This is a genomic window from Mesorhizobium sp. LNHC209A00 (assembly GCF_000502915.1).
In the GTDB taxonomy this organism is placed as follows: domain Bacteria; phylum Pseudomonadota; class Alphaproteobacteria; order Rhizobiales; family Rhizobiaceae; genus Mesorhizobium.
The window spans coordinates 664,661-690,829 of the sequence record NZ_AYWT01000002.1 but is presented as its reverse complement, the minus strand read 5'-3'; the positions used below and the strand labels follow the sequence as shown (position 1 = coordinate 690,829).

The window sequence follows — 26,169 nt, the reverse complement described above, 5'->3', positions numbered from 1 at the left end:
ATCCGCCTGCCCCGAAACCGCGCGTCGTCTGCGACTTCGGGACAGGCAACGCGCGGCGTCAGGGAAGGAGAGCCGCGTGTGCGACGCGTCAGTTCGAGGCCAGCGCCTCGGTGACGTATTTCGAAGTGACATATTTCGAATAGTCCGGCAGCACCGCGTCGACCTTGCCTTGCTCCTTGAGGAAGGCGGATGCCGCCGCGATCGCAGTGACCGTGCCGCCGCCGAGGAACTTCCCGGATGCCTGCTCTTCAAGGGTGGGGAAGACGTAGCCCTTGAGCAACTCCGGCACCTCTTCCAGCTTGGCGCCCGTGAGCTTGGCGATCGCCGCGGCCTGCGGCGACGACACCGACCAGGCGTCGGGCTTGGCGAGATAGTCCCCATAGGCGGTGCCCGTCACCTTGACGAAGTCGCGCACGGCTTCCGGGTTCTTCTCGGCGAAGTCGGTGCGCACTATCCAGGCGTCGAAGGTTGGCGCGCCCCAGGCGGCGACCTGCGAGGAATCCAGCACCACCTTGCCGGATGTCTTGATCTGGCCCAGCGCCGGATCCCAGACATAGGCGGCGTCGATATCGCCGCGCGCGAAAGCGGCGGCGATTTCCGGCGGCCTTAGGTTGAGGATCTGGACCGATTTCGGATCGACATTCTCGTGCTTGAGCGCGGCAAGCAGGCTGTAATGCGTCGTCGACACGAACGGCACGGCGACCTTCTTGCCGGCGAGGTCCGCGACCTTCCCGATGCCGGCGCCGTTGCGGGCGACCAGCGCCTCGGATTGCCCGATCAGGCCGACGACGAAAATGGTCTGGATCGGCAGTTCTCGGCTTGCGGCGGCCGCCAGCGGGCTCGAGCCGACATAGCCGATATCGACCGAGCCGGAGGCGACGGCGGCGATGACATCGGCGCCGGAATCGAACTTGCGCCAATCGATGCTGGCCTTGGTGGCCTTCTCATAGGCGCCGTCGGCCTGCGGCACTTTCGAGGGCTCGACCACCGTCTGGTAGCCGATGGTGATCTTCAAGTCGTTGGCCATGGCCGGGCCGAGGAAGGCGGCGCCGGTAAGGGCAGCGGAAGACAGGAGGAGGATGCGTCGCGAAATGCTGGACATGAAAGGCTCCTTGAAAGGAAAAACCGGATTGCATGTCCATAGTTCGCTAATTCCATGGTTCTTGTAGAGTTAAATCCTTCCAAGGAAGAGGAGCTTGTTGGAAAAAAGCCACCGCCGGCGGGTCGCCACGGCGGAAGTGACGGTTGCCGGCGTCCAAGAGCGGCGGCCCACCAACTTTGACCCGAGGGCGCGACCTCGACGGTTGCAGATACAGACAGGTTCAAACGAGATTCCGATTTTTCCCTACTTCCTGCGAACTTGTGCTTCAAACTGCAGAGAATTTGAAACCGGGTTCCGCGTACCGGCATTTAAGTATAGCAACCTTATGGACATAGGAGTGAGGTGCCGATGCCAGGCCATACCAAGCGTATTATGGCGACCGCTGGGGCCACTGGGTTCCGGCTGCAGGCCTTCGTGCAAGTAAGCCATGTTTTCCGTGTCATCGGTGTCACAAGTCGGGGGTAAAATCGCCACAACGGCTTGAAAACCAAGCAAGATCAACCGCAATTGGCTTGAATATCATGTCGCTGGAATTTATGTGTCATGGTGGCTTCGGCGCGGCGGGGAGGCACCCGAGGCGTTTCGCAACGGATGGCTTAGGGCCATCGCAGGACAGAGAAACGTTCGGTTCATGCTCACCAAAAAAGGCAAGTACGGCCTCAAGGCGCTCGTACATCTCGCGCACATGCCCGCCGGACGGCTCGCCTTCGTCGGCGATATCGCAACCGGCAACAACATCCCGAAGAAATTCCTCGACGCCATACTGGGCGAGCTGCGCAATGCCGGCTTCGTCCAGAGCCGCAAGGGCAAGGAGGGCGGCTATCGCCTGGCCCGGCCCGCCGACGAGATCAAGGTCGGCCACGTCGTGCGCGTCCTCGACGGGCCGTTGGCCCCGATCCCCTGCGCCAGCCGCACACAATATCAGCGCTGTGAAGATTGCAACGAGGCGACATGCCAAGTCCGACATCTGATGCTGGAAGTCCGGCAGGCGATCGCCGAGGTGCTCGACCAGCGCAGCCTCGCCGAGATGCGCGACATTGCCGACGACCTCCCGGTCGCGAGGGACGACCTGCCGGTGGTGCGGAACGGCCTGTCGGTCGCGGTGAAGGCCCAGGCCTGAAATCGGTACTTCGCAGGGGGCTCGCTCGCGCATGACCGGGCGAACCAACCCGACCCGTTCCATCATCATCGTTGGCGGCGGCGCTAGCGGCGTCGTGCTGGCCGCGCATCTGCTCAAATCGCCCAATCCGGACCTGCGCGTCACACTGATCGAAAAACGCCCGCATTTCGGCCAGGGCATCGCCTATTCGACGCTGCTGTCGGCGCATGTGCTGAATGTCAGCGCCGCCGGCATGAGCGCCTACGCCGACGATCCCGGCAATTTCTGGCGCTGGCTGCTGGAGCGGGGGTTTGCGACACCGGAGCAGGCTCCGGTCTATGCGCCGCGCAGCCTCTATGCGCTTTATCTCAAGGAATTGCTCGACGACCTGGAAGCGCGCGAGCGCGAGGCCGGCCGGCTGCGCCTGATCCGCGAGGAGAGCCTGTCGATCACGCCGACTGCGTCCGGGGTCGAGGTGGCGCTCGCCAACGGCACCAGCGTGGTCGCCCATCTTGCCGTGCTCGCCACCGGCCATGACGAACAGCCCGCGCAGGGCCATGCGATCCGGATGGGCTCGGAAGCCGACACCGCGCTTGATCCCGATAGCCGTATCCTGGTGCTGGGCACGGGCTTGAGCATGGTCGATGCATTCCTTTCCCTGGAGCAGCGCGGCCATCGCGGCGACATCATCGCGGTGTCGCGGCGCGGCCTGCTGCCCTCGCCGCATCGCAAGGGCAATCCGATCAAACTCGACGTCGCCGATATCCCGCTCGGCACCCAGCTCTCCTATTTCGTCGGCTGGTTCCGCGACCTCATTCGTGAGAACCAGAAGGCCGGCGTCGACTGGCGCGACGTGGTGGACGGCCTGCGCCCCTTCAACCAGAAGATCTGGCAGAACTGGCCGGCCTCGGCCAAGCGCCGCTTCGTCGAACACACCAAGGCCTGGTGGGACATCCATCGCCACCGCATGGCACCCGAGGTCTACGCCAGGGTGACGGAAGCCGTGCAATCGGGCCACGTCCGGCCGCTCGCCGGGCGCGTCGTCGGCGTCACGCCGGGCGACGGCTTCGCGGTGGAGGTCCAGTCGCGCCATACCCAGCGTCTCGAAACATTCGACGTCGCCCGCATCTACGATTGCTCGGGTATCGTGCGCGACATCTCGACCTCGCCGAACAGCGTGGTGCGCTCGCTGGTCGGCCGCGGTCTGGCGCGGCCGGATCCGCTTCGCATCGGCCTCGACGTCTCGGCCAATTGCGAGATCATCGCCGCCGACGGCACCGTTTCGCGAAAAATCCTCGCCGTCGGCCCGCTGACGCGCGGCACCTTCTTCGAGATCGACGCCATTCCCGATATCCGCGTCCAGTGCGCCAGGCTGAGCAAGCGGTTGCTAGGGTAAGCAATCTCGGCGGGTGATCGCCTTCCGCGATCGCACCATATCCGGCTGAGTGCAGTCTGGTATCTATTCGGCCGGAACAACTTCTGTCTTTAACTATAAGACGGCAGGACTAAAGTCTTGCGCGCTGGTAGGCCTTGGTCCGAGAGGCCTTCAAACGTTCTGTTCTTGTCCATTGGACGTTCCGTACTTTAGTCAATTGATATATATACGAGACGTGACGCAGTCCCGTTGCCAAGGCGTTCTCATCCTCGACCGTGCGGAAGTGCATTTCAGCCGGCGCGAAGAGCCATTCTGGTTCGGCGCATCGATCACCGCTCTCCTAGTGGCGACATCGCGCGCCCAGCTTACGAGTTCAAGCTGGCCGCGGGCTATCCAGCGGACAAAGAATGGCCGGTGCGGGGATGCTTGGGTTGGAAGCAGGTCGCACCGGCCATCGCGGGTTAGGCTTCGATTGGGATCGTCCCCCGCATGGCCAAGCTACACATATATTAGCGATTGCTCAACTAAGACTGAAGTCCCTCCAGCTACCGGCCGGAGGGATGGCGTTCAGCCGCCCAATGCCTCACACACAGCGCGCGCGGTCTCGGCGCCGGAAAAATTCTGCTGGCCGGTGATCAGGTTGCCGTCGCGCACCGCAAAGGCGCGCCACAGGCCGGCCTGGACATAGTTGGCGCCGATCGCCTTCAGCTCATCCTCGATCCGCCACGGCATCAGATGTTTGCCGCGCTCCAGCGCACCCATCCCCCAGGTCGCTTTGTCGGCGAAATCCTCCTCGATATTCGCGAACCCGGTCACCGTCTTGTCGGCGACGAGCAGCGAACCGTCGGCGCGCCTGGCATAGCGCAGCAGCGCTGTGCCATGGCAGAGCGCCGCGGCCACCTTGCCCGCTTCGTGGAAGGCGACGAAGATCCGTTGCAGCGCTTCCGCCCGGGCGTAGTTGAACATCGGCGCCTGGCCGCCGGCGACGACGATCGCGTCGAAGCCGTCGAGCGCGATCTCCGCGACAGGCCTTGTGTTGTCGACCAGGCTCGCCAGTTTCGGGCTCGAGATGAAGCCGAGCGAGATGAGGTCGGTTTCCGAATAGCCCGAGGGATCACGCGGATCGCTCAGCGCGTCCGCCTCGCATCTGCCGCCATCGGGCGAGAAGATCTCGACGTCGTAACCCCGCTCGGTGAAAACGAACCACGGATGCGTCAGCTCGCTCCACCAGAAGCCGACCGGCCAGCCGGTCGTGGTCGAGACGGCCGGATTAGCGATGACGATCGCCACCCGTTTCGGCCTGCGCGCATTGACCGGATTGGTATCCCGTACACTCATCCTGGCTCTCCTTCATGAAGCTGTCGCCGATAAAGCCGAATGCTGCAATCTGGCCGTATGGGCGGGCAAAATCCGCTTTCGCCGCCGCCGGGCGTTGCCTACGGTGGCGGCATGGCACCACGCGGCAGACTTTACGGTTGTCCAGTCGAGTTCGCGCTCGACGCACTGGGCGGCAAATGGAAGACGGTAATCCTGGCCCGGATCAAGCAAGGTCCGCTGCGCTATTCCGAGTTGCGCCGATCGATCCCTTCGCTTTCCGACAAGATGCTGACGCAGCGCCTGGCCAACCTGGTCGAGATCGGCTTTGTCGCGCTGGAGGCGTCGCCCGACGGCAAGGGACGCTATGTCTTGACCGAGCGTGGTCGCGATCTGGCCGCCACGCTGCAAGCGCTCTACGACTGGGGCGATGTGCACGGGCGCGCGGACGGCGTCCGCTTCCGCACCGACACAGAGACCCGGCAAGGCGCCTAGATCTTTTATTTTACGCAATTCCCTAGGGAAAGCGCGACGCGCTTTTCCCTGGAAAACCGATCGCACTTTTCCTGGAATTGCTTTAGCTCCCGCCGGCAAGCGCGCCGCAAAAACCCGCGACATCGGTGATGGCAGCCTCGCCGAGGAAGCCAAGCGTGGCTATCGAGCGGTCGCGGGCCTCACGGTTGCCGAAGCCGCAGGCGTCCTCGATCACCACGGCGACAAAACCATTGTCGGTCGCCTGGCGAACGGTCGGCTCGATGCCGATCTCCATCGCCACGCCGGCGAGCGCGACGGCGCGCACACCGCAATCGCGCAAGGCAAAGCTCAGCGCCGTGGAATCGAAGGCCGACATGGTCAGCTTGTCGAACACCGCCTCGTCGGCGCGTGGCGCGAGTTCGGGAACGATCTTCGTCGCCTCGGCATCGCGCGGGAACCAGGGCTCGACCGTGTCTGGACTGTCACGCCGCTGCCAGGCCATGGCGGTGCGCAGCTGGGTGGCGCCCATCCACCTGCGTGGCAAGGAGAGATGGCGTGTGAACGCCACCCGCATGCCGGCCGAGCGGGCTGCTTCGAGGACGCTGCCGGTGCGCTCGACGATGTCGGCCGCGCCAGCGATCTGGCGGCAGATGCCGACCTGCATGTCGTAGATCACCAGCGCCATGCGGCGGGGATCGCACCATTCAGCCAGGCTGGCGGGGATCTCGATGTCTTCGCTGGATCGGATCATGCTGCCGTCCGGTCCCATGGCTTGGCGATGTCGACAGTCGGGTCGAACAGATATTCGAGCGGCAAGGGGGCGGGGTCGAAGGCAAGAAAATGCCATTCCAGCAGCCCGGCCTTCGACAGCGGGAAGTCGTCGGTGTAGTTTCTTGCTTCTTCGACGCTGTCGAGCTCGAAAACGACGATGACGCCGCCGACATCGGCGCGCGCATGGTTTTCGCGCACGATGCCTGCCTTCCAAAGCCGCCAGACATTCGAGACTTCATCGCGCAAATAGGGTTTCAAATCGTCGAGGGTGACGCCGGGCTTGAAGTTGTCATAGGCGAGGATCTTCATCGGCCGTCTCCTTGAATTGATATGGCGAATGTTCGGCTAGCACGGCGAAATCGGCGGCGGCAACGAACGAGGTGGTTCGTTAGACGCCTCGCCTGGGACGGGCCCATGGAATTTCATTCCCCGTCTGGCCACCGGATTGGCACGATCTATCTTCTTTCCAACTGCGATCGGCTGGAAAAGACGCTAGGTTGACCCATGGAGGCTCCGACATGAGCGAGCATAGAAAAACCACGGCCGACAGTGGCTCCTCGGACAGCGCACTCTCGCGCCTGCGCCCGCCCTATGCGTCGTTGCTCGATCTGATAGGGCAGACGCCCATCGTCGAGCTGACCAAATTCGACACCGGAAAATGCCGGCTGTTCATCAAGCTCGAGAGCCAGAACCCTGGCGGCTCGATCAAGGACCGTATCGCGCTGTCGATGATCGCGGCGGCCGAGAAACAGGGCAAGCTGAAGCCCGGCGGCACCATCGTCGAGGCGACAGCCGGCAATACTGGCCTTGGCCTTGCCCAAGTCGGCATTCCCAAGGGGTACCGCATCATCCTGGTGGTGCCCGACAAGATGTCGCGTGAAAAAATCCAGCATCTGCGCGCGCTGGGCGCGGAAGTGCGCATGACGCGTTCCGATGTCGGCAAGGGCCATGCCGAATATTACCAGGACATGGCGGAGAAAATCGCCGCCGAACTGCCCGGTGCCTTCTACGCCAACCAGTTCGCCAATCCGGCCAACCCGCTTGCGCATCAGACGACCACCGGCCCGGAGATTTTCTCGCAGCTTGACGGTGATGTCGACGCGGTGGTGGTCGGCGTCGGCTCGGGCGGCACGCTGACCGGGCTTGGCCGCTACTTCGCCGAGGTGTCGCCGAAGACGGAGATGGTGTTGGCCGATCCGGTCGGCTCGGTGCTGGCGCCGCTGATCAAGACCGGCAAGATGGAAGAGGCGGGAAGCTGGACGGTGGAAGGTATCGGCGAGGATTTCGTGCCGCCCAATGCCGATCTGTCTCTGGTCAAGAAGGCCTATTCCATCACGGACAAGCAGAGCATGCTGGCGGTGAGGGATCTGTTGTCCCGGGAAGGCATCCTGGCCGGTTCGTCTTCGGGCACTTTGTTGTCGGCGGCGCTGCGCTATTGCCGCGAGCAGACGGTGCACAAGCGCGTCGTCACCTTCGTCTGCGACAGCGGCAACAAGTACCTGTCAAAAGTGTTCGACGATTTCTGGCTGGCCGAGCAGGGCTTGGCCGAACACGAACAGCATGGCGACCTGCGCGACCTCGTGATGCGCACTCACCGCACTGGCGATACCGTCTATGTCGGGCCGGACGAGAGCCTGCTCAACGCCTATGGACGCATGCGCCGCTCCGATGTCTCGCAACTGCCGGTGCTCGACAATGGCAAACTCGTCGGCATCGTCGACGAGAGCGACATCCTTGCCCATGTCGACGGCCCCTATGACGGGCGCTGGGAGCGCTTCAACGGCCCGGTGCGCACGGCCATGACCTCGAACCTGCACACGCTGCAGGCCAGCCAGACGCTGGACGCGCTGCTGCCGGTGTTCGACCGCAACGAGGTCGCCATCATCTTCGACGGCGACGAGTTCGTCGGCCTGATTACCCGCATCGACCTGATCAACCATTTGAGGCGCGCACGATGACAACATCCGGAAAGAACCGCCTGGCGTTCTCGACGCGCACCATCCATGGCGGCCAGAGCCACGACCCGCTGACCGGTGCGGTGATGGTGCCGATCTACGCCACCTCGACCTATGGCCAGCAGTCGCCCGGCGTGCACAAGGGTTTCGAATATGCCCGCAGCCAGAACCCGACGCGCTTCGCCTTCGAGCGCGCCGTGGCCGATCTCGAAAGCGGCTCGGCGGCTTTCGCGTTCGCCTCCGGCCTGGCGTCGATCGCCACGGTCCTCGAATTGCTCGATTCGGGCGCGCATATCGTCGCCACCGACGACATTTATGGCGGCTCGTTCCGGCTGATGGAGCGGGTGCGAAAGCGCTCGGCCAATCTGCAGATTTCCTTCGTCGATTTCACCAATCTGGCCGCGGTTGAAGCCGCGATCCGGCCGGAAACAAAAATGCTTTGGGTCGAGACGCCGACCAATCCATTGCTGCGTATCGTCGATCTCGAAGGCGTAGCGGCGTTGGCGAAGCGCAAGGGGATCTTGTCCGTCGCCGACAACACCTTCTGCAGCCCCTATATCCAGCGGCCGCTGGAGCTCGGCATCGACATCGTGGTCCATTCGACAACGAAATATTTGAACGGCCATTCCGACATGGTCGGCGGCGTTGCCGTGGTCGGCGACAACAAGGATCTGGCCGACCGGCTGAAATTCCTGCAGAACGCCATCGGCGCCATATCAGGTCCGTTCGACAGTTTTCTGGCGTTGCGCGGTTTGAAGACCCTGGCGCTCAGGATGGAGCGCCATTCCGCCAACGGCCTGAAGATCGCGCAGTGGCTGGAAGCGCGAAAAGATGTGCGCCGCGTCATCTATCCCGGGCTTGCCAGCCATCCCCAGCACGCCATCGCGGTGCAGCAGATGCATGCCTTCGGCGGCATGATCACCGCTGTGCTCGATCGCGACCTTGCCGGCACCAAACGCTTTCTCGAACGCACGCAGCTGTTCACGCTGGCCGAAAGTCTTGGCGGGGTGGAGAGCCTGATCGAGCACCCGGCGCTGATGACGCATGGTTCCATTCCCGCCGAGAAACGGGCTGAGATCGGCATATCGGATTCGCTGGTGCGGCTGTCGGCGGGGATCGAGGATGGCGACGATCTGATCGCCGATCTGAATCAGGCGCTGGGGGGCTGAGTGCCTTCGGCATGACCAAGGAGCCCGCGTTGCTCGCTGCATGCTCCGAGGCGCGCCTTGCTCCGCCCCACGGACTGATGGCCGTCTCGCCGATCTGAGCCAGATCAAGCGTCGTGTTTGTGGCGGTGCTTTCCGCGATCCTTCTCGGCGTGCGACTCTCCGGAGCGCACCGGCTTGGAGTTGTCCTTATCGCGGCGCCCTCGGTGCTGGTCGCCTATCGGAGATAGCGGCACGCCGTGGCGCGCGGTTTTCGTTTCGAGACGGGTGATGAAGATATCGAAGCGATTGGGCATCGTCCGGTCAGTGCTCCGTCGTACTGTCGGGTTTGTTGTCGGAAAGCCTGACGTCTGTCGGCAAGGCACTCGCGGCCTGCTTGGTCAGGCTGGTGTCGTTCCGGGCTGGCAGCCGCTTGTCCTGGCGTGCGGCAATCCGGTCGCGACCGGCATAGTAGGGTTCGAAAGCATCCTGTATCGTCAGGCTGTCCATCCTGTCCTCCCTTGGGAATCAGGGGCTAAATCTGCCAAAACCGGTTTCGTTCCCTACTGTGGCGAAGGAATGGCGATTGGCTTAAATCAGTGTGAGTTTTGCAAGCCGGCGCCAGCCATGCCAAATGGGTTTGGCGGGCCAAACAGGGGCTGCACGGAGACGGCATCGGTGACTGGCGAGACGGGCAAGCGAAGCTATGTGGTCGGACAGACCGAAATCGCGGCCCGTCCGCTCGATCCGGCGCTCTACCTTGTGGCGACGCCGATCGGCAACCTCGCCGATATCACGCTGCGCGCGCTGGAGACGCTGGCCTCCGCCGACATCGTCGCCTGCGAGGACACGCGCGTGTCGCGCGTGCTGCTCGACCGCTACGGCATTCGCCGCCGCACCACGGCCTATCACGAGCACAATGCCGGCGAGGCCGGGCCGAAATTGATCGCGGCGCTCGAAGCCGGCCAGAGCGTGGCGCTGATCTCGGATGCCGGGACGCCGCTGGTCTCCGATCCCGGCTACCGGCTGGTCGGCGAGGCACTCGACCACGGCCTCCGCGTCGTGCCGATCCCCGGCCCGTCGGCGCCGCTTGCCGCGCTGACGGCGTCGGGCCTGCCGTCGGACGCCTTTCTGTTCGCAGGCTTCCTGCCGGTTAAATCGGGACAACGCCTGGCCCGGCTGGAGGCGCTGAAAGCCGTGCCGGCAACGCTGATCTTCTTCGAATCGCCGCGCCGGCTGGCCGAGTCGCTCGGCGCCATGGTCGAGGCGCTCGGCGGCGAGCGCAAAGCCGCCATCGGCCGGGAATTGACCAAGACGTTCGAGGAGATGCGCACCGGCACGCTGCGGGCGCTCGCCGACCACTACGCGGCGGCCGATACCCCCAAGGGCGAGATCGTCGTCTGCGTCGGCGCCGCCGAGGCCAAGACCGACGAACCTGAAGACATCGATCGCCTGCTTTTGTCGCTCGCCGCTGAAATGCCCGCTTCCAAGGCGGCGGCGGAAGCGGCGAAAATGACCGGCGGCCAGAAACAGACGCTGTATCGGCGGCTGCTCGAGCTCAAGGACAGACCATGATCCCGAACCGAAGGTCAGCGAGTGCAAAAAGCGGAAACCGGTTTTCAGAAAAGGTCATGGCCGAGCAAAGAGAGAGAAGCGGTGGCTGAGCGCCCGAGCGCCAGCCGCCAAAAGGCCTACCGGCGCGGCCATCGCGGCGAATGGCTGGCAGCGGCCGCGCTGATGTTGAAGGGCTACCGGATTCTCGCGCGCCGCCACCGCACCCGCTTCGGCGAGATCGACCTGATCGCGCGGCGTGGCGACCTCGTGCTGTTCGTCGAGGTCAAGGCGCGCCGCACGCTGATCGAGGCCATGGAGGCGATCGGCCACGAATCGGAGCGCCGCATCGAGGGTGCGACCGATATCTGGCTGTCGCGGCAGCCCGATTATGGGAGGCTATCGATGCGCTTCGACATGGTCGCCGTGCTGCCCTGGCGCTGGCCGGTCCATGTCCCGAATGCGTTTTATGGAAGGAGTTAGGCTCGTTGCCGGAGGCAATCCATTCGTCGAGGTTAGCGCTGCCCCTCATCGCCCTGCCGGGCACTTCTCCCCGTATAGTGACGGGGGAAGGAGGCTGCCGCACCCTTGGCGCCTAACCTGCAACGCGTTGATGGTTGGCGAAACCGGCGGTGACAGCGCCCTCTTCCCGTCACGCTACGGGGAGAGGATGCCGACAGGCAGGTGAGGGGCGGCGCTGACGTTCGGGGATAGGTGACTGCAATCGAACCGGTCGCTGCGCTCACCCCCAGATCATCAGGGCCACCAGCCCGGCGATCCCCACCACCAGGCGCCACCAGCCGAACAGCGAGTAGCCGTTGCGCGAGACGTAGTCGAGCAGGTATCGCACCACCACCAAGGCCGTGACGAAGGCGGCTACGAAGCCGATGGCGATGATCGGCAAGTCGGCCGAGGTCAGCACGTTGCGGTTCTTGAACAGGTCGAAGGCAAAGGCGCCGACCATGGTCGGGATGGCGAGGAAGAAGGAAAATTCCGCCGCCGCCCGCTTGTCGACACCCAGGAGCAGCGCGCCGACGATGGTCGAACCCGAGCGCGACGTGCCGGGGATCAGCGAGAGGCACTGGAACAGGCCGATCTGCAGGTAAAGTCTGGTCGGGAAGCGCTCAACGTCGCGATAGACCGGCTTGAGGTTCATGCGGTCGACGACCAGCAGCACGACGCCGCCGATGATCAGCATGATGCAGATCAGTCGGGGTGATTCGAACAGCACCGTCTTGATGAAATCATGCGCCAGCGCGCCGATGATCGCCGCCGGCAGGAAGGCTATAAGGATGCCGATGACGAAATGCCGAGTCAGCCGGTCATGCGGCAGGTCGAGGAGCATCTGCCACAGGCGCCGGAAATAGGCGTTGAGGATCGCCAGGATGGCGCCGAGCTGGATCAGGATCTCGAAGGCTTTGCCGGTCGACTGGAACCCGAGGAAATGGCCAGCGAGCAGGATGTGGCCGGTCGAGGACACCGGGATGAATTCGGTCAACCCCTCGAGCAGGCCAAGCAGCAGGGCTTCGACGATGGTCTGGCTTTCCATTTCTACCTCGGCATTGGCGTGACGGCTAACAGAATGGCTTGCTTGTCATGGCGCCGAAGTCCCCCTATAGGTCGCAACACCCCTGACGGCCCGCTAGCCGGGCGGCCAAGACTTACCGGTGCGCCCTGCGATTCGCCAGTGTGGCAATCCGGAATTCGCCACACCTGGGACGAGCGCGATGCGCGAATTCCGGATTCTGAACCATACCAGTGCGCTTTATCATCGCGGAACCATGCTGACGCTTTTCCACCATCCCATGTTCGCCACCTGCCGCTTCGTCCGCCTCGCCTTTGGCGAGTATGGCGAGGAGTTGGCGCTGATCGAGGAAAAGCCGTGGACGCGGCGCAAGGAGTTCCTGGCGCTGAATCCGGCCGGGACACTGCCGATCCTGCTGGCCGAAGGCGACGTGCCGATCATCGGCGCGACGGTGATTTCCGAATATCTCGACGAGACGCGGGGCGTGCTCAAGCGCGACAAGCGGCTGTTCGCCGAGGACCCGATGCAGCGCGCCGAAATCCGCCGGCTGATCGACTGGTATCTCAACAAGGCCGAAAGCGAAGTGACGCGCCATCTGGTGCGCGAACGCGTGCTGAAGCCGGTGATGCCGGAAACGGCGGGCGGCGGTTCGCCCGATTCAGGCGCCATCCGCGCCGCGCGCGCCAATATCCGCCAGCACATGAAATACACCAACTGGCTGGCCGGCACCCGTCACTGGCTGGCCGGCGGCAGGGTCACCTATGCCGATCTGGCGGCCGCCGCGACGCTGTCGGTGCTCGACTATCTCGGCGAGATCGACTGGCGCGAACACCCCGCCGCGCGCGAATGGTACACGCGGGTGAAGTCGCGGCCCTCCTTCCGGCCGCTCCTGACCGACCGCGTGCGCGGCCTGTCGCCGGTATCGCACTATGCGGATCTCGACTTCTGACGCGCCAAAACTGCGCGCGCTGATCGACGCGGAGGCGCGGCGCGCCGGCTTCGACGCGGTCGCCGTCACCGCCCCAGATGCCATCCCGCTGGCGCCGGCCCGCCTGGCCGAATTCATCGCCGATGGCTTTCACGGCTCAATGGACTGGATCGCGGAGACGATTGCGCGCCGCGCCGAGCCATCCACGCTGTGGCCCGCCGTGCGCTCGATCGTCGTGCTGGCGATGAATTACGGGCCGGGCCATGATCCGCGCGACGTGCTGGCCAAGCGCGATCGCGGCGCGATCTCGGTCTACGCGAAAAACCGCGACTATCACGAGATCATGAAGGGCCGGCTGAAGCAGATCGCCGGCAAGATCGTCGCGCGCGCCGGCGGCGACGTGAAGGTCTTCGTCGACACGGCGCCCGTGATGGAAAAGCCGCTGGCTGAAGCAGCGGGCCTGGGCTGGCAAGGCAAGCACACCAATCTGGTCAGCCGTGAGCACGGCTCCTGGCTGTTCCTCGGCACCATCTTCACCACGGCCGAACTGGAACCGGACAAGCCCGAGATCGACCATTGCGGCTCCTGCCGTGCCTGCCTCGACGCCTGCCCGACCGACGCGTTCCCCGCGCCCTACAGGCTCGATGCCCGGCGCTGCATCTCCTACCTCACTATCGAGAACAAGGGGCCGATCCCGCATGAATTTCGGGAAAAGATCGGCAACCGCATCTATGGCTGCGACGACTGCCTCGCCGCTTGTCCTTGGAACAAATTCGCCCGCGCCGCGTCCGAGGCCAAGCTCGCCGCGCGCGACGATCTGCGCGAGCCGCCGCTCGCCGATCTTTTGGCCCTCGACGACGCTGGCTTCCGCGCCTTCTTCTCCGGCTCGCCGATCAAACGCATCGGCCGCGACCGTTTCGTCCGCAACGTGCTGATCGCCGCCGGAAATTCCGGCGATGGCGCACTTGCCGGCGTCGTCCGGGATCTGCTCGGCGATGCCTCGCCGCTGGTGCGGGGCGCGGCAATATGGGCGCTGGCGCGGCTGGTGCCGGAAACCGAATATGCCGAACGGGCCGCGAACGGCTTGAACAGCGAGGACGACGCGGCGGTGCGCGAGGAATGGCGCCTGGCGCGGCCGAACAGGGCACATGCATGAGCGAAAAACAGGTCTTCATTTTCGGCGCCGGTTATTCGGGCAAGGCCTTTGCCCGTGCCAATAGGGGAGCCGCCACGATCGCCGGCACGACACGCTCCGAGGAAAAATTCGAAGCGCTGCGCCAGGCCGGCATCGTCCCGCTGCTGTTCGACGGCAAGTTGACGAACGAAATCGGCGATGCGCTGGAGAAAACCACGCATCTGGTGGTTTCGGTCGGTCCGGAAGAAGCCGGCGATCCGGTGTTGAATGCCACCCGCCAGGCAATCGCAGGGATGCCGGAGCTGGAATGGATCGGCTATCTCTCGACCGTTGGCGTCTATGGCGATCATGGCGGCGCCTGGGTCGACGAGACGGCCGCCTGCCGGCCGGTGTCGAAGCGCTCGGTCATGCGGGTCGAGGCCGAGCAGGCCTGGGAGAAGCTCGGCCGGGAAATCGATTGGCCGGTGGCGATCCTGCGCCTCTCCGGCATCTACGGTCCGGGCCGCAACGCGCTGGTCAATCTGGAGAACGGTACTGCCAAGCGGCTGGTCAAGCCGGACCAGGTGTTCAATCGCATCCATTGCGACGACATATCAGGCGCGCTGTGGCATCTGATCAGCGGCAATAGAGGCGGCATTTTCAACGTCACCGACGATGAACCGGCGCCGCCGCAGGATGTCGTCGCCTACGCCGCACATCTGATGAGCGTTGAGCCGCCGCCCGAAATCCCCTTCGACACCGCCCAACTTTCGCCCATGGCGCGGTCCTTCTATGGCGAGAACAAGCGTGTCGCCAATGCGGCGATCAAGGCGGCGGGCTATCGGTTTCGCTTTCCGGACTATCGCGCCGCTTTCGACCATATGTGGGCAAGCGGCGACTGGCATGACGGTGCGCCGCGCAGCCCGATGAGGGGCGCGGAGGGCTAGGATGATCGAAGCGTGGCGCTTGGCGTGGTATGATTCGGCGATTGCAGGCACGGGGGTGCGGTTCATGAAATCATCGATGCGGCCGCTTGGCGCAAGAAATGCGTTATTGGCGGCAGTGCTGGCTCTGGCAGGCCTCGCCGCGCAGCCGGCAGCAGCCGAGGAACGGGCGAAAGACCTGTTCGGCGCCGAGAAGCTGCCGACGGCCACCGCCCCGCAATCCTTCGGCTTCTATTCCAAGGGCTGCTTTGCCGGCGGTGTCGCCATCCCCATGGACGGCCCGACCTGGCAGGTGATGCGGCCCTCGCGCAACCGCCGCTGGGGTCATCCGGCCATGATCGCCTTGATCGAAAAGTTGTCGCGCGACGCGGTCGCCGACGGCTGGCCTGGCCTTCTGATTGGCGATATCGCGCAGCCACGCGGCGGCCCGATGACGACGGGCCATGCCTCGCACCAGATCGGCCTCGACGCCGACATCTGGCTGACGCCAATGCCTGACCGCACGATGACCAGGGCACAGCGCGAAAACATGAGCGCCACCTTGATGGTCGACGAAAAGACGCATCTGGTGAAAGACGCGCTGTGGACGCCGCAGCACACGGCGTTGCTCAAGCGGGCAGCGAGCTATCCGCAGGTCGAGCGCATCCTCGTCAATCCGGGCATCAAGAAAAAACTTTGCGATACCGTTAAGGGCGACCGCTCCTGGCTGCGCAAGATCCGACCGTTCTGGGGCCACGACTATCATTTCCACATGCGCATAGGCTGCCAGCCGGGCTCGCCCAATTGCAAGGCGCAGGAAACGACGCCCGATGATGACGGTTGCGGCAAGCCGCTGGCCTGGTGGTTCACGGAAGAGCCGTGGCGCCCCAACAAGAACCCGGATGCGCCGAAGGCGCGCGACCTGATGACGATGGCGAACCTGCCCAAGGAATGCCGCGCCGTGCTCGACGCACCCGGACCGGCCTCCGCCGAGGCGGCGACCTATTACAGTGGCGCCGTGCCGGTCGCGGTGGCAGGGCCCGAACCGGAAACGCCGTCGCAGCCTGCCACCACCGCCAGTGGCGGCGGCGATTTGCCGGGCGCGGCAAATGCTTTCGCGGCGACGCCCAGAATGGGCGCGCCCGTTCCCCGGCCACGGCCGCCGGTTCCCGGGTCACAGCCGCCGGTGAACTGATTGCCAGCAGGTCATTTCCTGCGTCCAAAGATTGCCGCAGACGAGCCGATCGCCGAAGCGGGCGTTGCCCCTCATTGTCCTGCCGGACATTTCTCCCCGTATAGTGACGGGGAGAAAGGAGCTGATCGTACCGATGACGCCCTTCTTTTAACGTTGGCGATTGGCGAAATCATCGACGTGAGCGCCCCTCTCCTCGTCTCTATCCGGGGAGAGGATGCCGGCAGGCAGGTGAGGGGCGGCGCCTGCGCTTGAAAACCGGCACTGAAGCGGCTTTCCCTTTGTGGGGTCATGCGCTAGTCAACGACCGGGCGGTGAGAGGCCGCCGAAAAGAGGCGGACGAAGAGCATGGCAGGCGAAGACGACACCTCGTTGCGGTTTCCGATCCTGATCGGTGACATTGGCGGCACCAATGCGCGCTTTTCGATCGTGCTCGACGCCAATTCCGAGGGCGGCGAGCCGATCATCGTCCAGACCGCCAATTACAACACCATCGATGAGGCGATCCAGGCGGCGGTGCTCGACCGCTCCTCGGTCCGGCCCAATTCGGCGGTGCTGGCCGTGGCCGGCCCCGTCGACGGCGACGAGATCGAGCTCACCAACTGTCCCTGGGTCGTCAAGCCGAGGCAGATGTTCGCCAATCTGGGGCTGAGCGACATCGTCGTGCTCAACGATTTCGAGGCCCAGGCGCTGGCCGTCGTGGCGCTGGGCGAAGAGCATATGGAAAAGATTGGCGGCGGCACGCCGGAGCCCAATGCCGGCCGCGTCGTGCTGGGTCCGGGAACCGGGCTCGGCGTCGCCGGGCTGGTCCACGCGCTGCATCACTGGATCCCGGTGCCCGGCGAAGGCGGCCATATGGACATCGGGCCGCGGACGCCGCGCGATTTCAAGGTCTTCCCGCATATCGAGAAGCTCGAGGGCCGCATTTCGGGCGAACAGATCCTGTGCGGACGCGGTCTCGTCAACGTCTACCGGGCGGTGGCCAAGGCGGATGGCAAGCCGTCGCCCTTCACCACGCCGGCCGAAGTCACCGCTGCGGCGCTGGCCAAGACCGATCCGGTGGCGCAGGAAGCGCTCGAGACCTTCGTCACCTGCCTCGGCCGCACCGCCGGCGATCTGGCGCTGGTGTTCATGAGCCGGGGCGGCGTGTTCCTCACCGGCGGCATCGCGCAAAAGATCGTGCCGGCGCTGAAACAAGGCAATTTCCGCGCCGCCTTCGAGGACAAGGCGCCGCACAGCGCGCTGATGCGCACCATGCCGGTCTATGTCATCACCCACCCACTGGCCGCCCTTCTCGGCCTTGCCGCCTATGCCAGGAACCCCTCGCTGTTCGGTGTCCAGACATCGGGCCGGCGCTGGCGCGACGAAGTTAGTCACCCCAAGGCATAGGCAAGCCGGCTGCTTGGCGTTAATAATAGGGGGGCCGAATTGCCCGGCCACGGGACGCGGAAACCGACAAAGCCCTCTGATTTGACACTTCAAACTCCAAACAAGCTGAAAGCCAGGCCCGGCGAGGTCACAGCGGTGCTGCGCCGCATTCTCGCTGAGAACAGCCGTGACTATCGCTGGACCTATGTGATGGTCATCACCTGCTCGCTGATCGTTTCGGGCACGACCGCCTTCACGGCCTGGATCATGGCCCCGATGGTCAACCAGATCTTCTACGAACGGCGTGGCGACGCGATCGTGTGGATCTGCGCCGGCTTCATGGCGGCCTTCCTGCTGCGCGGCTTTGCCGGCTATGGCCAGGCGGTGGCGCTGGCCAAGATCGGCAACAATCTGGTGGCGCGCTACCAGAAGCGCATCTTCGATCACCTGATGAAGCTCGGCGTCGGCTTCTTCAACGACACGCGTTCGGGCCGGCTGGCGGCGCAGGTCAACGAAAACGTCGGCGGCATTCGCGACCTCCTGTCGTTGACGCTGACCTCGATCACCCGCGACGCGGTGACGCTGATCGGCCTGCTCGGCGTCATGGTCTACCAGGATCCGGTCCTGTCGCTCAGTTCGCTGCTGATCGGCCCGCCGCTGATCTGGGCCGTCGTCTACCTCACCCGTCGCGTGCGGCGCATAACCCGCGAATCCGTGCTGATCAATTCGCGCCTGATCGGCGCCGTTCAGGAGGCCACGCAAGGCATCGCCATCGTCAAGGCCTTCACCATGGAGGACGAACTGTCCGGCCGCATCGGCAAGCTCGCCAGCGACGCCGAACAGCGCTCGAACAAGATTGCCCGCGTATCCGAACGGCTGTCGCCGATTTCCGACATGCTGGCCGGCTTCGCCGTCACTTCCGTCATCGCCTATTCCGGTTACCGGGCTCTGGTTCTCGGGCAGCCGCCGGGCGCGGTCTTCTCGTTCATCACCGCGCTGATCCTGGCCTATGATCCGGCGCGCCGCCTGGCACGCATGCAGGTCGGCATGGAACGGGCGCTGGTCAATGCACGCATGATCTACGAGCTGCTCGACCTCGAGCCGAAGCAGGGTGACGCGCCTGGCGCCACCAAGGCAAACTTCACCACGGGCGAAGTGCGCTTCAACAACGTGTCCTTCCGCTATGTCGAGGAGGCGCCTGTCCTTCAGGACCTCAGCTTTGTCGCCGCGGCCGGCAAGATGACCGCCGTCATCGGCGCGTCCGGTGCCGGCAAGACCACGCTGGTAGCGCTGCTGCAGCGCTTCTACGACGTCGAGAGCGGCGCGATCGAGATCGATGGCCAGGACATTTCCAAGGTCACCAAACAGTCGCTGCGCGGCTCGATAGCCTATGTTTCGCAGGCGCCCTACCTGTTCGAAGGCACCATCCGCGACAACATCCGCTATGGCCGCCCCTCGGCCACCGATGCCGAGATCGAGCAAGCCGCGCGACTGGCCGCGGCCGACGAGTTCATCCGCCAGCAGCCGCAAGGTTATGACACGCCGGTGGGCGAGAATGGCGCCACGCTGTCCGGCGGCCAGCGCCAGCGCGTGTCGATCGCCCGCGCCATCGTGCGCCAGGCACCGATCCTGCTGCTCGACGAGGCGACATCGGCGCTCGACAACGAGGCGGAAGCGCGCGTCCAGCAGGCGCTCACCAAGGTCATGGAAGGGCGCACAACCATCGTCATCGCGCACCGCCTGTCCACCGTGGTCAATGCCGACCACATCATCGTGCTGGAACAGGGCCATCTGGTCGAAGAGGGCACGCACGCCTCGCTGATGGCCGATCCGCACAGCGTCTATGCCCGTTTCCACCGGATACAGGGCGTCAAGGGCCTGGGGCTTGTCGACGACAGCGCCCCGGTCGAGACGTCGGTTCAGGAACTAGAGACCCAGAACATCGCCGGGAGCACGGCATGAGCGAGACAACATCAGGCAAGCCGGCCAGCGATATGGGCCTTGTGGTGGTCGGCGCCGCCGGCCGCATGGGCCAGACGCTGATCCGCGCCATCCACGCCATTCCGGGCGCCTGCGTCATCGGCGCGGTCGAGCGCCCGGATTCGCCTCACCTGGGCAAGGATGCAGGCGAACTCGCCGGCGTCGGCCGCATCGACGTGGCGATCGGCAGCGATCCGTTGCCGGTCTTCGCGAGGGCCGACGGCGTGCTCGATTTCACCACCCCGGCCTCGACGGTCGAGTTCGCCGGTTACGCGGCGCAGGCGCGCATCGTCCATGTCATCGGCACGACAGGCTGTTCGGCCGACGACAACGCGAAAATCGCTGCCGCGGCGCGCCACGCGACCATCGTCAAGTCGGGCAATATGAGCCTCGGCGTCAATCTGCTGGCGGTGCTGGTCGAACAGGCGGCACGCGCGCTCGATGCCGATGATTTCGACATCGAGATCCTCGAAATGCACCACAGGCACAAGGTCGACGCGCCTTCGGGCACGGCGCTTCTGCTCGGCGAAGCGGCCGCCGCCGGGCGCGGCATTGCACTGGCCGGAAATGATGTGCGTTCACGCGACGGCCATACGGGTGTGCGACAAACCGGCTCGATCGGTTTTGCCACGCTGCGCGGCGGCTCGGTGGTCGGCGACCACAGCGTGATCCTGGCCGGCACCGGCGAGCGCATCACGCTATCGCACCACGCCGAGGACCGCGCGATCTTTGCCCGCGGTGCCGTCAAGGCCGCACTTTGGGCGCATGGCCAGAAGCCGGGACTGTATTCAATGCGGGACGTGCTTGGGCTTGCCTGAAACGACCCTGAACCATCTTCGTTCTTACGCAGGACGGAAAACCGTTACACACTTTTCCTGGAATGCTCAGACCCCAGAGGAGCAAAAATGTCGAGAACCCTCGTGCTCGTGCGCCACGGCCAGAGCGAATGGAACCTGAAGAACCTGTTCACCGGCTGGCGCGACGTCGACCTGACGGAGCAGGGCCATGCCGAGGCCAAGGCCGCCGGCCAAAAACTCAAGACGCGCGGCCTGAAGTTCGACATCGCCTTCACCTCGGCGCTGATCCGGGCGCAAAAAACCTGCCAGCACATTCTCGACGCCGTCGGCCAGAGCGACTTGCGGACCATTCGCGACCAGGCGCTGAACGAGCGCGACTATGGCGACCTCTCCGGCCTCAACAAGGACGACGCGCGCCAGAAATGGGGCGAGGAGCAGGTGCATGTCTGGCGCCGCTCCTATGATGTGCCGCCGCCCGCCGGCGAAAGCCTGAAGGACACCGGCGCCCGCGTCTGGCCCTATTACCTGCACGATCTGCAACCTCATGTGCTGCGCGGCGGCACGGTGCTGGTCGCCGCGCACGGCAATTCGCTGCGCGCGCTGATCATGGCGCTGGACGGCAAGTCGGGCGAGGAGATCGTCAAGCTGGAACTCGGCACCGGCGTGCCGGTGATCTACCAGCTCAATGCCGATTCGACCGTGGCTTCGAAGGAAGTGCTGGAAGGCTAAGCCGGCAAGCGAGCAGCGGGTTTAAAAAAGCGCGTTGACAGCAATCGCTTGCCCGCTTATTGAGCCCGCACCAGCCCAGATGGCGGAATTGGTAGACGCGCACGGTTCAGGTCCGTGTTCCGCAAGGAGTGGAGGTTCGAGTCCTCTTCTGGGCACCAAATTCCAGTTTCGAACCATTCGACCGGTTCAGAAACCCTGAGAAAAAGCCCGGTTCGTCCGGGCTTTTTTCTTGCGCGATGACCTGCCCTCCTGGCCAGTCCACGAACAAACCGCTTCAAACCGCGCGCCCCCTTCGCTACGCTCGCAACCATGTCTCAATCCAGCACCGCGATCTTCGGCGCCCGCCGCGACCAGGCCTTTCCCGTCCTCGCCGAGGCGGACATCGAGCGCATGCGCCGGTTCGGTGAGGCCAGCACCTATGCCGCCGGCGAGCACATTTTCGAGGCCGGCGATGTGTCCCCGGGGCTGATCGTCGTCCTGGCGGGCAAGGTAGATATCACCCAGGACGGCAAATTTGGCCGGCGCGAGACGATCGTCACCCATGGGCCCGGCAACTTCGCCGGCGAGCTGGCGCAGCTTTCGGCCCATCCCTCGCTGGTCAATGCGCAGGCGGCCGAGCCGGTCGAGGCGTTCGTCATCTCGTCGCGGCGGCTGCGCGACCTGATGGTGCAGGAGGCCAATCTCGGCGAGCGCATCATGCGGTCGCTGATCCTGCGCCGCGTCGGGCTGCTCGAGAGCGGCACGATTGGTCCCATCATCGTCGGACCTGCCGATAATGGCGACGTCCTTCGCCTGCAAGGCTTTCTCGCCCGCAGCGGCCAGCCCCACCGCGTGCTCGATTCCAAAACCGATCCTTGCGCGAAAACCCTGTTCGAGCACTTCCATGTCGATCCCCACCATCTGCCGGTTGTGCTGTGCCCGAACGGCAGGCTGCTGCTCAATCCGGCGGAGAAAGACCTCGCCCGCTGCATCGGCCTGCTAAGGCCGGTCGACGCCAGCAAGATCTATGACGTCGCTATCGTTGGCGCCGGGCCGGCCGGTCTGGCGGCGGCGGTCTACGCGGCCTCGGAAGGGCTGTCGACCATCGTGCTCGACTGCCGTGCCTTCGGCGGCCAGGCCGGCGCTTCGGCGCGCATCGAGAATTATCTCGGCTTCCCCACGGGCATTACCGGCATGGCGTTGATGGCGCGCGCCTACAACCAGGCGCAGAAATTCGGCGTCGAGATGGTCATCCCCGACGAGGTGAAGCTGCTCGGTGCCGCCACCGACGGTGCGCGTTACCAGCTTGCGGTCGGCGACGGCGAGACGGTGCGCACCCGCTCGGTGGTGATTGCCAGCGGCGCGCGCTATCGCCGCCTCGATGTCGCCAATCTCGCCGAGTTCGAGGGCACCTGCGTGCATTATTGGGCCTCGCCCATCGAAGCACGGCTTTGCGGCGGCCAGGAAGTGGCGCTGGTTGGCGCCGGCAATTCGGCCGGCCAGGCGGCCGTCTATCTGGCCAGCCAGGTCAGGAAAGTGGTGCTGCTGGCCCGTGGCGGCAGCCTCGAGGCCTCGATGTCGCGTTACCTCGTCGAGCGCATCAGGGCGCAGCCGAACATCGAGGTGCTGACCGGCGCCGAAATCGAGGCGCTGGACGGCGAGGACGGCAATCTTGCCACGGTACGCTGGCGCGACCGCTCGAGCGGCGCCTCGACGACGCGGCCGATCCGCCATCTCTTCCTGTTCATCGGCGCCGACCCGAACACCGATTGGCTCGCCCAATCCGACGTGGCGCTGGATGCCAGGGGTTTCATCCGCACCGGATCGGACATAGCATCGGCGCATGGCGTGATGGAGACCAGCCGCAGCGGCGTGTTCGCCATCGGCGACGTGCGCTCCGGCTCGGTCAAACGCGTCGCGGCGGCTGTCGGCGAGGGCGCCCAGGTGGTGGCGGCGTTGCATGCATTTCTTGCGCGGGACGGCAGCCAGGCCGACGCGCCTCACGTATGATCCCGCAAAGTAGGAACCGGTTTTCGGAAAAGATCATGCTTCAAATGAGAGATAGGTCGGGAGAGTGTGATGGCGGATGAATGCAAACACGCCGCTGGGATCAAGGACGTGACGCCGAGCGCGCTCGGCTGCGAGGAGTGCCTGAAGAGCGGTTCGTGGTGGGTGCATCTGCGGCTCTGCCGCACCTGCGGTCACGTCGGCTGCTGCGACGACTCCCCAAACCGCCACGCCACCAAGCATTTTCATGCCACCAGCCATCCCGTCATAGAGGGCTACGACCCGCCGGAAGGCTGGGGCTGGTGCTATGTCGACGAGGTCTTTCTCGACCTCGGCGACCGCACGACCCCGCAGAACGGCCCGATCCCGCGCTTCTATTGAGTGTTTCCCAGAGCCGGGGAAAAGCCGGTTCGGCCTGCTTTATCGCACCGAGCCCGTGACGGTCCGGTCGACATCCGGAACGGATTTGCGATCGTTGCCGGCAAGGGCTGCAATAAGCAGCAGGCTGGCCACGACCGGAACGAACAGCACGGCGATGCGGGCCTGTACATGAAGGATGGCGCGCCATTCGCTGCGCTTGTCGGGGCTGTCGCTCATCATACTCACTTTGCCATGGATCCCCCGCGAGGTCACATAGGCCCTAACGGTTAAGCAAGTCCTTCCGACTTCGTTAACGCAGCTATTCAAGGACGGGTTCAGCCGAGCCCGATCCGCCTGGCGCCTTGCCGAAACAACGCCTCGGCATCCGGCTCGAAGCGGAACGTGGCGATGAAATCGTCGGCGCGGTAGTCCGGCAACGTCTTGCGGATGCCGGCGGCAAAGGCGCGCGCCTCGTCGAGGCGCCCCGCCAGCGCCAGGCAATGTGCCGCGATCGCCAGGATGATGGCGTGCGCGTTGGGCCGGGCCGCTGCCTTCAGCGCCCATCCAGCCGCCTCCTCGAACTGGCCAAGCCGGACATGCGCCATGGCCCGCGCCCCCAGCATGCCGAACAGCAGCGGATCGAAAGGGCTGAGATGGCGCGAATGATCGGAAGAGCCGATCGCCGCCTGCGGGTCGCCCGACTGCGAATGGACGAAGGACAGCGCGTAATGGCCGAGCGCGAAATTGGGGCTGAGTTTGACCGCCTGTTCCAGTTCGCTGAGCGAGCCGTCCTGTTCGCCGCGCAGCCACAGCGCGCGGCCCATGGCCCAGTGCGCGGCCGGATTGTGATCATCGACCAGCAGGCTCTGGCCGGCGCTCTCGAAGGCGAGCGCGCTTTCCCGGTCGCGGTCGCCCCAGCGCTGGAAGGCGTTCTGCCAATGAGTAAAGGACAGGCCGGCATAGGCGCGGGCAAAGGTCGGATCGAGTTGCAGAGCCCTGGCAAAGAAGTGCCGCGCCGTTTCGTTCTCGGCCTGTGTGAAACGGTACATGTGCCAGAGGCCGCGATGATAGGCCTCCCAGGCGTTGAGCGAGTTGGGCGCCTTGAGCAGGGCGCGGTTGCGCTCGACGGTTTCGATCTCGGCCGAGATCGACGACACGATGCTGTCCCCAATGTCGTCGAGCACGGCGAAGATGTCGTCCGGACGGCACTCGAAAGTCTCGGCCCAGACGATCCTGGCAGTACGCACCTCGACCAGTTCGACGCTGACGATCAGGCGGCCGGCCGGGTTGCGCACCGCGCCGGTGGCCACATAGTCGACATTCAGCCGGCGGCCCGCCTCCTCGGGCGCGATGGCTTCCTCGGCCAGCGCAAACACCGATCCGCGCGCGATGACGAAGAAATCCCGCAGCTTGGCGAGACGGGTGATGATATCGTGCGTGAAACCGTCGGCCGGTCCGCCGCGCGTCTCTCCGGCAAACGGCATCACCGCCAGCGAAGCGTGGCTCGGCTTGGTGGTCTCGGCGACGGTCGGCCCGGCCACCGGCTGCGATACCATGGACAAGGCGGCCGGCCGCCGCTCGCGGATCGCATGCCAGGCCGCGCGCAGAGGCGCGAAATCCAGGTCTTCCGACCCGAACAGCTGCTCGGCCGCCGCCAGATGTTGCTCGGCCGCGCCGACGGCGCCACGCCGCGCCAGACTGGCCAGCAGCGCCCGGTGCGCGCGCTCCTCGAACGGCGACAGTTCCAGCCATCTGTCGAGATGAGCGACGGCTTCGTCGCAATCCGCCGGCAAGGTTTCGACGAGCCTTTCCAGCACGGCCACGTGCCAGGCACCGAAGCGACGGCGTTGTGCCGTCAGCCAGCTGTTGAAAAGCGGGCTTCGCGATAGCTCCAGGCCGTCAAGGAACTCGCCGGCGAACAATTTCGCCAGCGCCTGCAGGCGCTCGACACCAAGCGTTGCGATGCCTTCGAAGCCGGCGCGGCTGACCTCCAACGCATCGACAAGGCAGGCGCCGAGATCGAGCGCGACCGTATCGTCCTGCGTGCGGACACGGCGCCGGTCCGGCGTGTCGAGAGCGCTGCGCAACTTGCTCAGGCACCAGCGCAGTTCGCCTCGCGGATCGTTGGGCACGTCCCACAGAAGTTCGCACAGGCGGCTGCGCCCCACCGGATGTGGCGCCAGCACGAGGTAGGCAAGCAGCGCTCGCAGCTTGCGCGAGGCCGGCAACGCCGTTGGCACGCCGTTACGGGTGATCGCCAGCGGCCCGAGCAGCCGCACCGACAGGCACGGCATGCCGCTGTCCTGCCTCGACGCTGCGGATTCCACGTCCGTTTCCACGCCTGCTCCCACGCTGGCCTGCCGGCCCTTGCTCTAGCACCAAACATGACACGGCGCATCCGGCGGCGAATCTCGTGCCGGCAGCGGTCCTTGCCGCATCGCTGGAACGTCAGTGTTAGCGCGGCAAGGTCTCGAAACCTCG

General features: G+C 64.9%; 25 protein-coding genes, 1 tRNA gene and 1 pseudogene. 19 read left to right on the top strand and 8 right to left on the bottom strand.

Going from position 1 to position 26,169, the window contains the following annotated elements; genetic code table 11:
• Positions 1-88: 88 nt before the first annotated feature.
• Positions 89-1,102, bottom strand: a complete 1,014-nt coding sequence (gene tauA, locus X739_RS159300) for a taurine ABC transporter substrate-binding protein (RefSeq protein ID WP_023793360.1) — start codon at positions 1,100-1,102, stop codon at positions 89-91.
• A gap of 631 nt (positions 1,103-1,733) precedes the next feature.
• Here tauA and X739_RS159305 point away from each other — a divergent pair.
• Both X739_RS159305 and X739_RS159310 read left to right on the top strand, forming a co-directional pair.
• The gene (locus tag X739_RS159305) at positions 1,734-2,222 is read left to right on the top strand and encodes an Rrf2 family transcriptional regulator (protein ID WP_023772023.1); all 489 of its coding nucleotides are present in this window, start codon (positions 1,734-1,736) and stop codon (positions 2,220-2,222) included.
• A 31-nt stretch (positions 2,223-2,253) separates the two neighbouring features.
• Positions 2,254-3,597, top strand: a complete 1,344-nt coding sequence (locus tag X739_RS159310) for an FAD/NAD(P)-binding protein (RefSeq protein ID WP_023772024.1) — start codon at positions 2,254-2,256, stop codon at positions 3,595-3,597.
• Positions 3,598-4,143: 546 nt separating this feature from the next.
• On the opposite strand, the gene X739_RS159315 is transcribed toward X739_RS159310, so the two are convergent.
• The gene (locus X739_RS159315; protein ID WP_023793356.1) at positions 4,144-4,914 is read right to left on the bottom strand and encodes a type 1 glutamine amidotransferase domain-containing protein; all 771 of its coding nucleotides are present in this window, start codon (positions 4,912-4,914) and stop codon (positions 4,144-4,146) included.
• Positions 4,915-4,953: 39 nt separating this feature from the next.
• Between X739_RS159315 and X739_RS159320 the strand changes: the two genes are divergently transcribed.
• Positions 4,954-5,385 carry a helix-turn-helix domain-containing protein gene (locus tag X739_RS159320; protein ID WP_245273786.1) on the top strand — a complete coding sequence of 144 codons (432 nt, stop codon included), beginning with the start codon at positions 4,954-4,956 and terminating at the stop codon, positions 5,383-5,385.
• 82 nt (positions 5,386-5,467) lie between these two features.
• On the opposite strand, the gene X739_RS159325 is transcribed toward X739_RS159320, so the two are convergent.
• Together X739_RS159325 and X739_RS159330 are read right to left on the bottom strand one after the other, a co-directional pair.
• Positions 5,468-6,115, bottom strand: coding sequence for a cysteine hydrolase (locus tag X739_RS159325; protein WP_023793354.1), 648 nt, complete (start codon positions 6,113-6,115; stop codon positions 5,468-5,470).
• Positions 6,112-6,444, bottom strand: coding sequence for a hypothetical protein (locus tag X739_RS159330; protein ID WP_023772027.1), 333 nt, complete (start codon positions 6,442-6,444; stop codon positions 6,112-6,114). The genes X739_RS159325 and X739_RS159330 overlap by 4 nt, the downstream gene beginning before the upstream one ends.
• A gap of 209 nt (positions 6,445-6,653) precedes the next feature.
• Between X739_RS159330 and X739_RS159335 the strand changes: the two genes are divergently transcribed.
• From X739_RS159335 to X739_RS1000000170280, 3 genes and pseudogenes are all read left to right on the top strand, one after another.
• Positions 6,654-8,093, top strand: coding sequence for a pyridoxal-phosphate dependent enzyme (locus X739_RS159335; RefSeq protein ID WP_023772028.1), 1,440 nt, complete (start codon positions 6,654-6,656; stop codon positions 8,091-8,093).
• Positions 8,090-9,259: a PLP-dependent aspartate aminotransferase family protein gene (locus X739_RS159340; protein WP_023772029.1), complete on the top strand. Its 1,170-nt coding sequence runs from the start codon at positions 8,090-8,092 to the stop codon at positions 9,257-9,259. The genes X739_RS159335 and X739_RS159340 overlap by 4 nt, the downstream gene beginning before the upstream one ends.
• 107 nt (positions 9,260-9,366) lie before the next feature.
• A pseudogene (locus tag X739_RS1000000170280) lies at positions 9,367-9,486 on the top strand (transporter); the annotation flags it as partial.
• A gap of 73 nt (positions 9,487-9,559) precedes the next feature.
• Here the strand turns inward: X739_RS1000000170280 and X739_RS159345 are convergent.
• Positions 9,560-9,745 carry a hypothetical protein gene (locus X739_RS159345; protein WP_023772030.1) on the bottom strand — a complete coding sequence of 62 codons (186 nt, stop codon included), beginning with the start codon at positions 9,743-9,745 and terminating at the stop codon, positions 9,560-9,562.
• A gap of 168 nt (positions 9,746-9,913) precedes the next feature.
• On the opposite strand from X739_RS159345, the gene rsmI reads away from it, so the two are divergent.
• Both rsmI and X739_RS159355 read left to right on the top strand, forming a co-directional pair.
• Positions 9,914-10,810 (top strand): 16S rRNA (cytidine(1402)-2'-O)-methyltransferase, encoded by an 897-nt coding sequence (gene rsmI, locus X739_RS159350; RefSeq protein WP_023772031.1) that lies wholly within the window; start codon positions 9,914-9,916, stop codon positions 10,808-10,810.
• Between the two features lie 81 nt (positions 10,811-10,891).
• Positions 10,892-11,269, top strand: coding sequence for a YraN family protein (locus X739_RS159355; protein ID WP_023772032.1), 378 nt, complete (start codon positions 10,892-10,894; stop codon positions 11,267-11,269).
• Positions 11,270-11,528: 259 nt separating this feature from the next.
• Here X739_RS159355 and X739_RS159360 read toward each other — a convergent pair whose 3' ends face one another.
• Positions 11,529-12,335, bottom strand: coding sequence for an undecaprenyl-diphosphate phosphatase (locus tag X739_RS159360; protein ID WP_023793346.1), 807 nt, complete (start codon positions 12,333-12,335; stop codon positions 11,529-11,531).
• 232 nt (positions 12,336-12,567) lie between these two features.
• On the opposite strand from X739_RS159360, the gene X739_RS159365 reads away from it, so the two are divergent.
• The 11 genes from X739_RS159365 to X739_RS159415 all read left to right on the top strand — a co-directional run bounded on the left by X739_RS159365 (position 12,568) and on the right by X739_RS159415 (position 23,709).
• Positions 12,568-13,260: a glutathione S-transferase family protein gene (locus X739_RS159365; protein WP_015314714.1), complete on the top strand. Its 693-nt coding sequence runs from the start codon at positions 12,568-12,570 to the stop codon at positions 13,258-13,260.
• On the top strand, positions 13,241-14,395 hold the full coding sequence (gene queG / locus X739_RS159370; protein WP_023793343.1) for a tRNA epoxyqueuosine(34) reductase QueG: 1,155 nt from the start codon (positions 13,241-13,243) through the stop codon (positions 14,393-14,395). The genes X739_RS159365 and queG overlap by 20 nt, the downstream gene beginning before the upstream one ends.
• Positions 14,392-15,300, top strand: a complete 909-nt coding sequence (locus tag X739_RS159375; RefSeq protein WP_023793340.1) for an SDR family oxidoreductase — start codon at positions 14,392-14,394, stop codon at positions 15,298-15,300. Before queG ends, X739_RS159375 begins: the two co-directional genes overlap by 4 nt.
• A 64-nt stretch (positions 15,301-15,364) precedes the next feature.
• Entirely contained in the window at positions 15,365-16,471 is a 1,107-nt protein-coding gene (mepA, locus tag X739_RS159380) for a penicillin-insensitive murein endopeptidase (RefSeq protein WP_023793338.1), read from the top strand.
• 345 nt (positions 16,472-16,816) lie between these two features.
• Positions 16,817-17,857 carry a glucokinase gene (locus tag X739_RS159385; protein WP_023793336.1) on the top strand — a complete coding sequence of 347 codons (1,041 nt, stop codon included), beginning with the start codon at positions 16,817-16,819 and terminating at the stop codon, positions 17,855-17,857.
• Positions 17,858-17,938: 81 nt separating this feature from the next.
• Positions 17,939-19,798 carry an ABC transporter ATP-binding protein gene (locus X739_RS159390; RefSeq protein ID WP_023781978.1) on the top strand — a complete coding sequence of 620 codons (1,860 nt, stop codon included), beginning with the start codon at positions 17,939-17,941 and terminating at the stop codon, positions 19,796-19,798.
• On the top strand, positions 19,795-20,634 hold the full coding sequence (gene dapB / locus X739_RS159395) for a 4-hydroxy-tetrahydrodipicolinate reductase (protein ID WP_023793333.1): 840 nt from the start codon (positions 19,795-19,797) through the stop codon (positions 20,632-20,634). The genes X739_RS159390 and dapB overlap by 4 nt, the downstream gene beginning before the upstream one ends.
• A gap of 87 nt (positions 20,635-20,721) precedes the next feature.
• Positions 20,722-21,342 carry a 2,3-bisphosphoglycerate-dependent phosphoglycerate mutase gene (locus X739_RS159400; RefSeq protein WP_023793331.1) on the top strand — a complete coding sequence of 207 codons (621 nt, stop codon included), beginning with the start codon at positions 20,722-20,724 and terminating at the stop codon, positions 21,340-21,342.
• A gap of 73 nt (positions 21,343-21,415) precedes the next feature.
• Positions 21,416-21,500: transfer RNA gene (locus X739_RS159405), tRNA-Leu, on the top strand.
• A gap of 151 nt (positions 21,501-21,651) precedes the next feature.
• On the top strand, positions 21,652-23,331 hold the full coding sequence (locus X739_RS159410; RefSeq protein ID WP_023793329.1) for an FAD-dependent oxidoreductase: 1,680 nt from the start codon (positions 21,652-21,654) through the stop codon (positions 23,329-23,331).
• 69 nt (positions 23,332-23,400) lie between these two features.
• Positions 23,401-23,709, top strand: coding sequence for a UBP-type zinc finger domain-containing protein (locus tag X739_RS159415; protein WP_015314705.1), 309 nt, complete (start codon positions 23,401-23,403; stop codon positions 23,707-23,709).
• 39 nt (positions 23,710-23,748) lie between these two features.
• Here the strand turns inward: X739_RS159415 and X739_RS23090 are convergent, their stop codons facing one another.
• A complete protein-coding gene (locus tag X739_RS23090; protein ID WP_032922059.1) occupies positions 23,749-23,928 on the bottom strand; it encodes a hypothetical protein in 180 nt (59 codons plus the stop codon).
• Positions 23,929-24,023: 95 nt separating this feature from the next.
• Positions 24,024-25,982: a BTAD domain-containing putative transcriptional regulator gene (locus tag X739_RS159420; protein ID WP_023793326.1), complete on the bottom strand. Its 1,959-nt coding sequence runs from the start codon at positions 25,980-25,982 to the stop codon at positions 24,024-24,026.
• Positions 25,983-26,169: the final 187 nt, after the last annotated feature.

Coding starts and splice junctions, on each gene's coding strand:
- X739_RS159385 (WP_023793336.1), top strand. CDS start 16,817: ATGGCAGGCGAAGACGACACCTCGTTGCGGTTTCCGATCCTGATCGGT.
- X739_RS159320 (WP_245273786.1), top strand. CDS start 4,954: ATGCTGCAATCTGGCCGTATGGGCGGGCAAAATCCGCTTTCGCCGCCG.
- mepA (WP_023793338.1), top strand. CDS start 15,365: ATGAAATCATCGATGCGGCCGCTTGGCGCAAGAAATGCGTTATTGGCG.
- X739_RS159400 (WP_023793331.1), top strand. CDS start 20,722: ATGTCGAGAACCCTCGTGCTCGTGCGCCACGGCCAGAGCGAATGGAAC.
- queG (WP_023793343.1), top strand. CDS start 13,241: ATGCGGATCTCGACTTCTGACGCGCCAAAACTGCGCGCGCTGATCGAC.
- X739_RS159365 (WP_015314714.1), top strand. CDS start 12,568: ATGCTGACGCTTTTCCACCATCCCATGTTCGCCACCTGCCGCTTCGTC.
- X739_RS23090 (WP_032922059.1), bottom strand. CDS start 23,928: ATGATGAGCGACAGCCCCGACAAGCGCAGCGAATGGCGCGCCATCCTT.
- X739_RS159305 (WP_023772023.1), top strand. CDS start 1,734: ATGCTCACCAAAAAAGGCAAGTACGGCCTCAAGGCGCTCGTACATCTC.
- X739_RS159410 (WP_023793329.1), top strand. CDS start 21,652: ATGTCTCAATCCAGCACCGCGATCTTCGGCGCCCGCCGCGACCAGGCC.
- X739_RS159325 (WP_023793354.1), bottom strand. CDS start 6,115: ATGATCCGATCCAGCGAAGACATCGAGATCCCCGCCAGCCTGGCTGAA.
- X739_RS159315 (WP_023793356.1), bottom strand. CDS start 4,914: ATGAGTGTACGGGATACCAATCCGGTCAATGCGCGCAGGCCGAAACGG.
- X739_RS159340 (WP_023772029.1), top strand. CDS start 8,090: ATGACAACATCCGGAAAGAACCGCCTGGCGTTCTCGACGCGCACCATC.
- tauA (WP_023793360.1), bottom strand. CDS start 1,102: ATGTCCAGCATTTCGCGACGCATCCTCCTCCTGTCTTCCGCTGCCCTT.
- X739_RS159420 (WP_023793326.1), bottom strand. CDS start 25,982: ATGCCGTGCCTGTCGGTGCGGCTGCTCGGGCCGCTGGCGATCACCCGT.
- dapB (WP_023793333.1), top strand. CDS start 19,795: ATGAGCGAGACAACATCAGGCAAGCCGGCCAGCGATATGGGCCTTGTG.
- X739_RS159335 (WP_023772028.1), top strand. CDS start 6,654: ATGAGCGAGCATAGAAAAACCACGGCCGACAGTGGCTCCTCGGACAGC.
- X739_RS159375 (WP_023793340.1), top strand. CDS start 14,392: ATGAGCGAAAAACAGGTCTTCATTTTCGGCGCCGGTTATTCGGGCAAG.
- X739_RS159415 (WP_015314705.1), top strand. CDS start 23,401: ATGGCGGATGAATGCAAACACGCCGCTGGGATCAAGGACGTGACGCCG.
- X739_RS159360 (WP_023793346.1), bottom strand. CDS start 12,335: ATGGAAAGCCAGACCATCGTCGAAGCCCTGCTGCTTGGCCTGCTCGAG.
- X739_RS159345 (WP_023772030.1), bottom strand. CDS start 9,745: ATGGACAGCCTGACGATACAGGATGCTTTCGAACCCTACTATGCCGGT.
- X739_RS159330 (WP_023772027.1), bottom strand. CDS start 6,444: ATGAAGATCCTCGCCTATGACAACTTCAAGCCCGGCGTCACCCTCGAC.
- X739_RS159310 (WP_023772024.1), top strand. CDS start 2,254: ATGACCGGGCGAACCAACCCGACCCGTTCCATCATCATCGTTGGCGGC.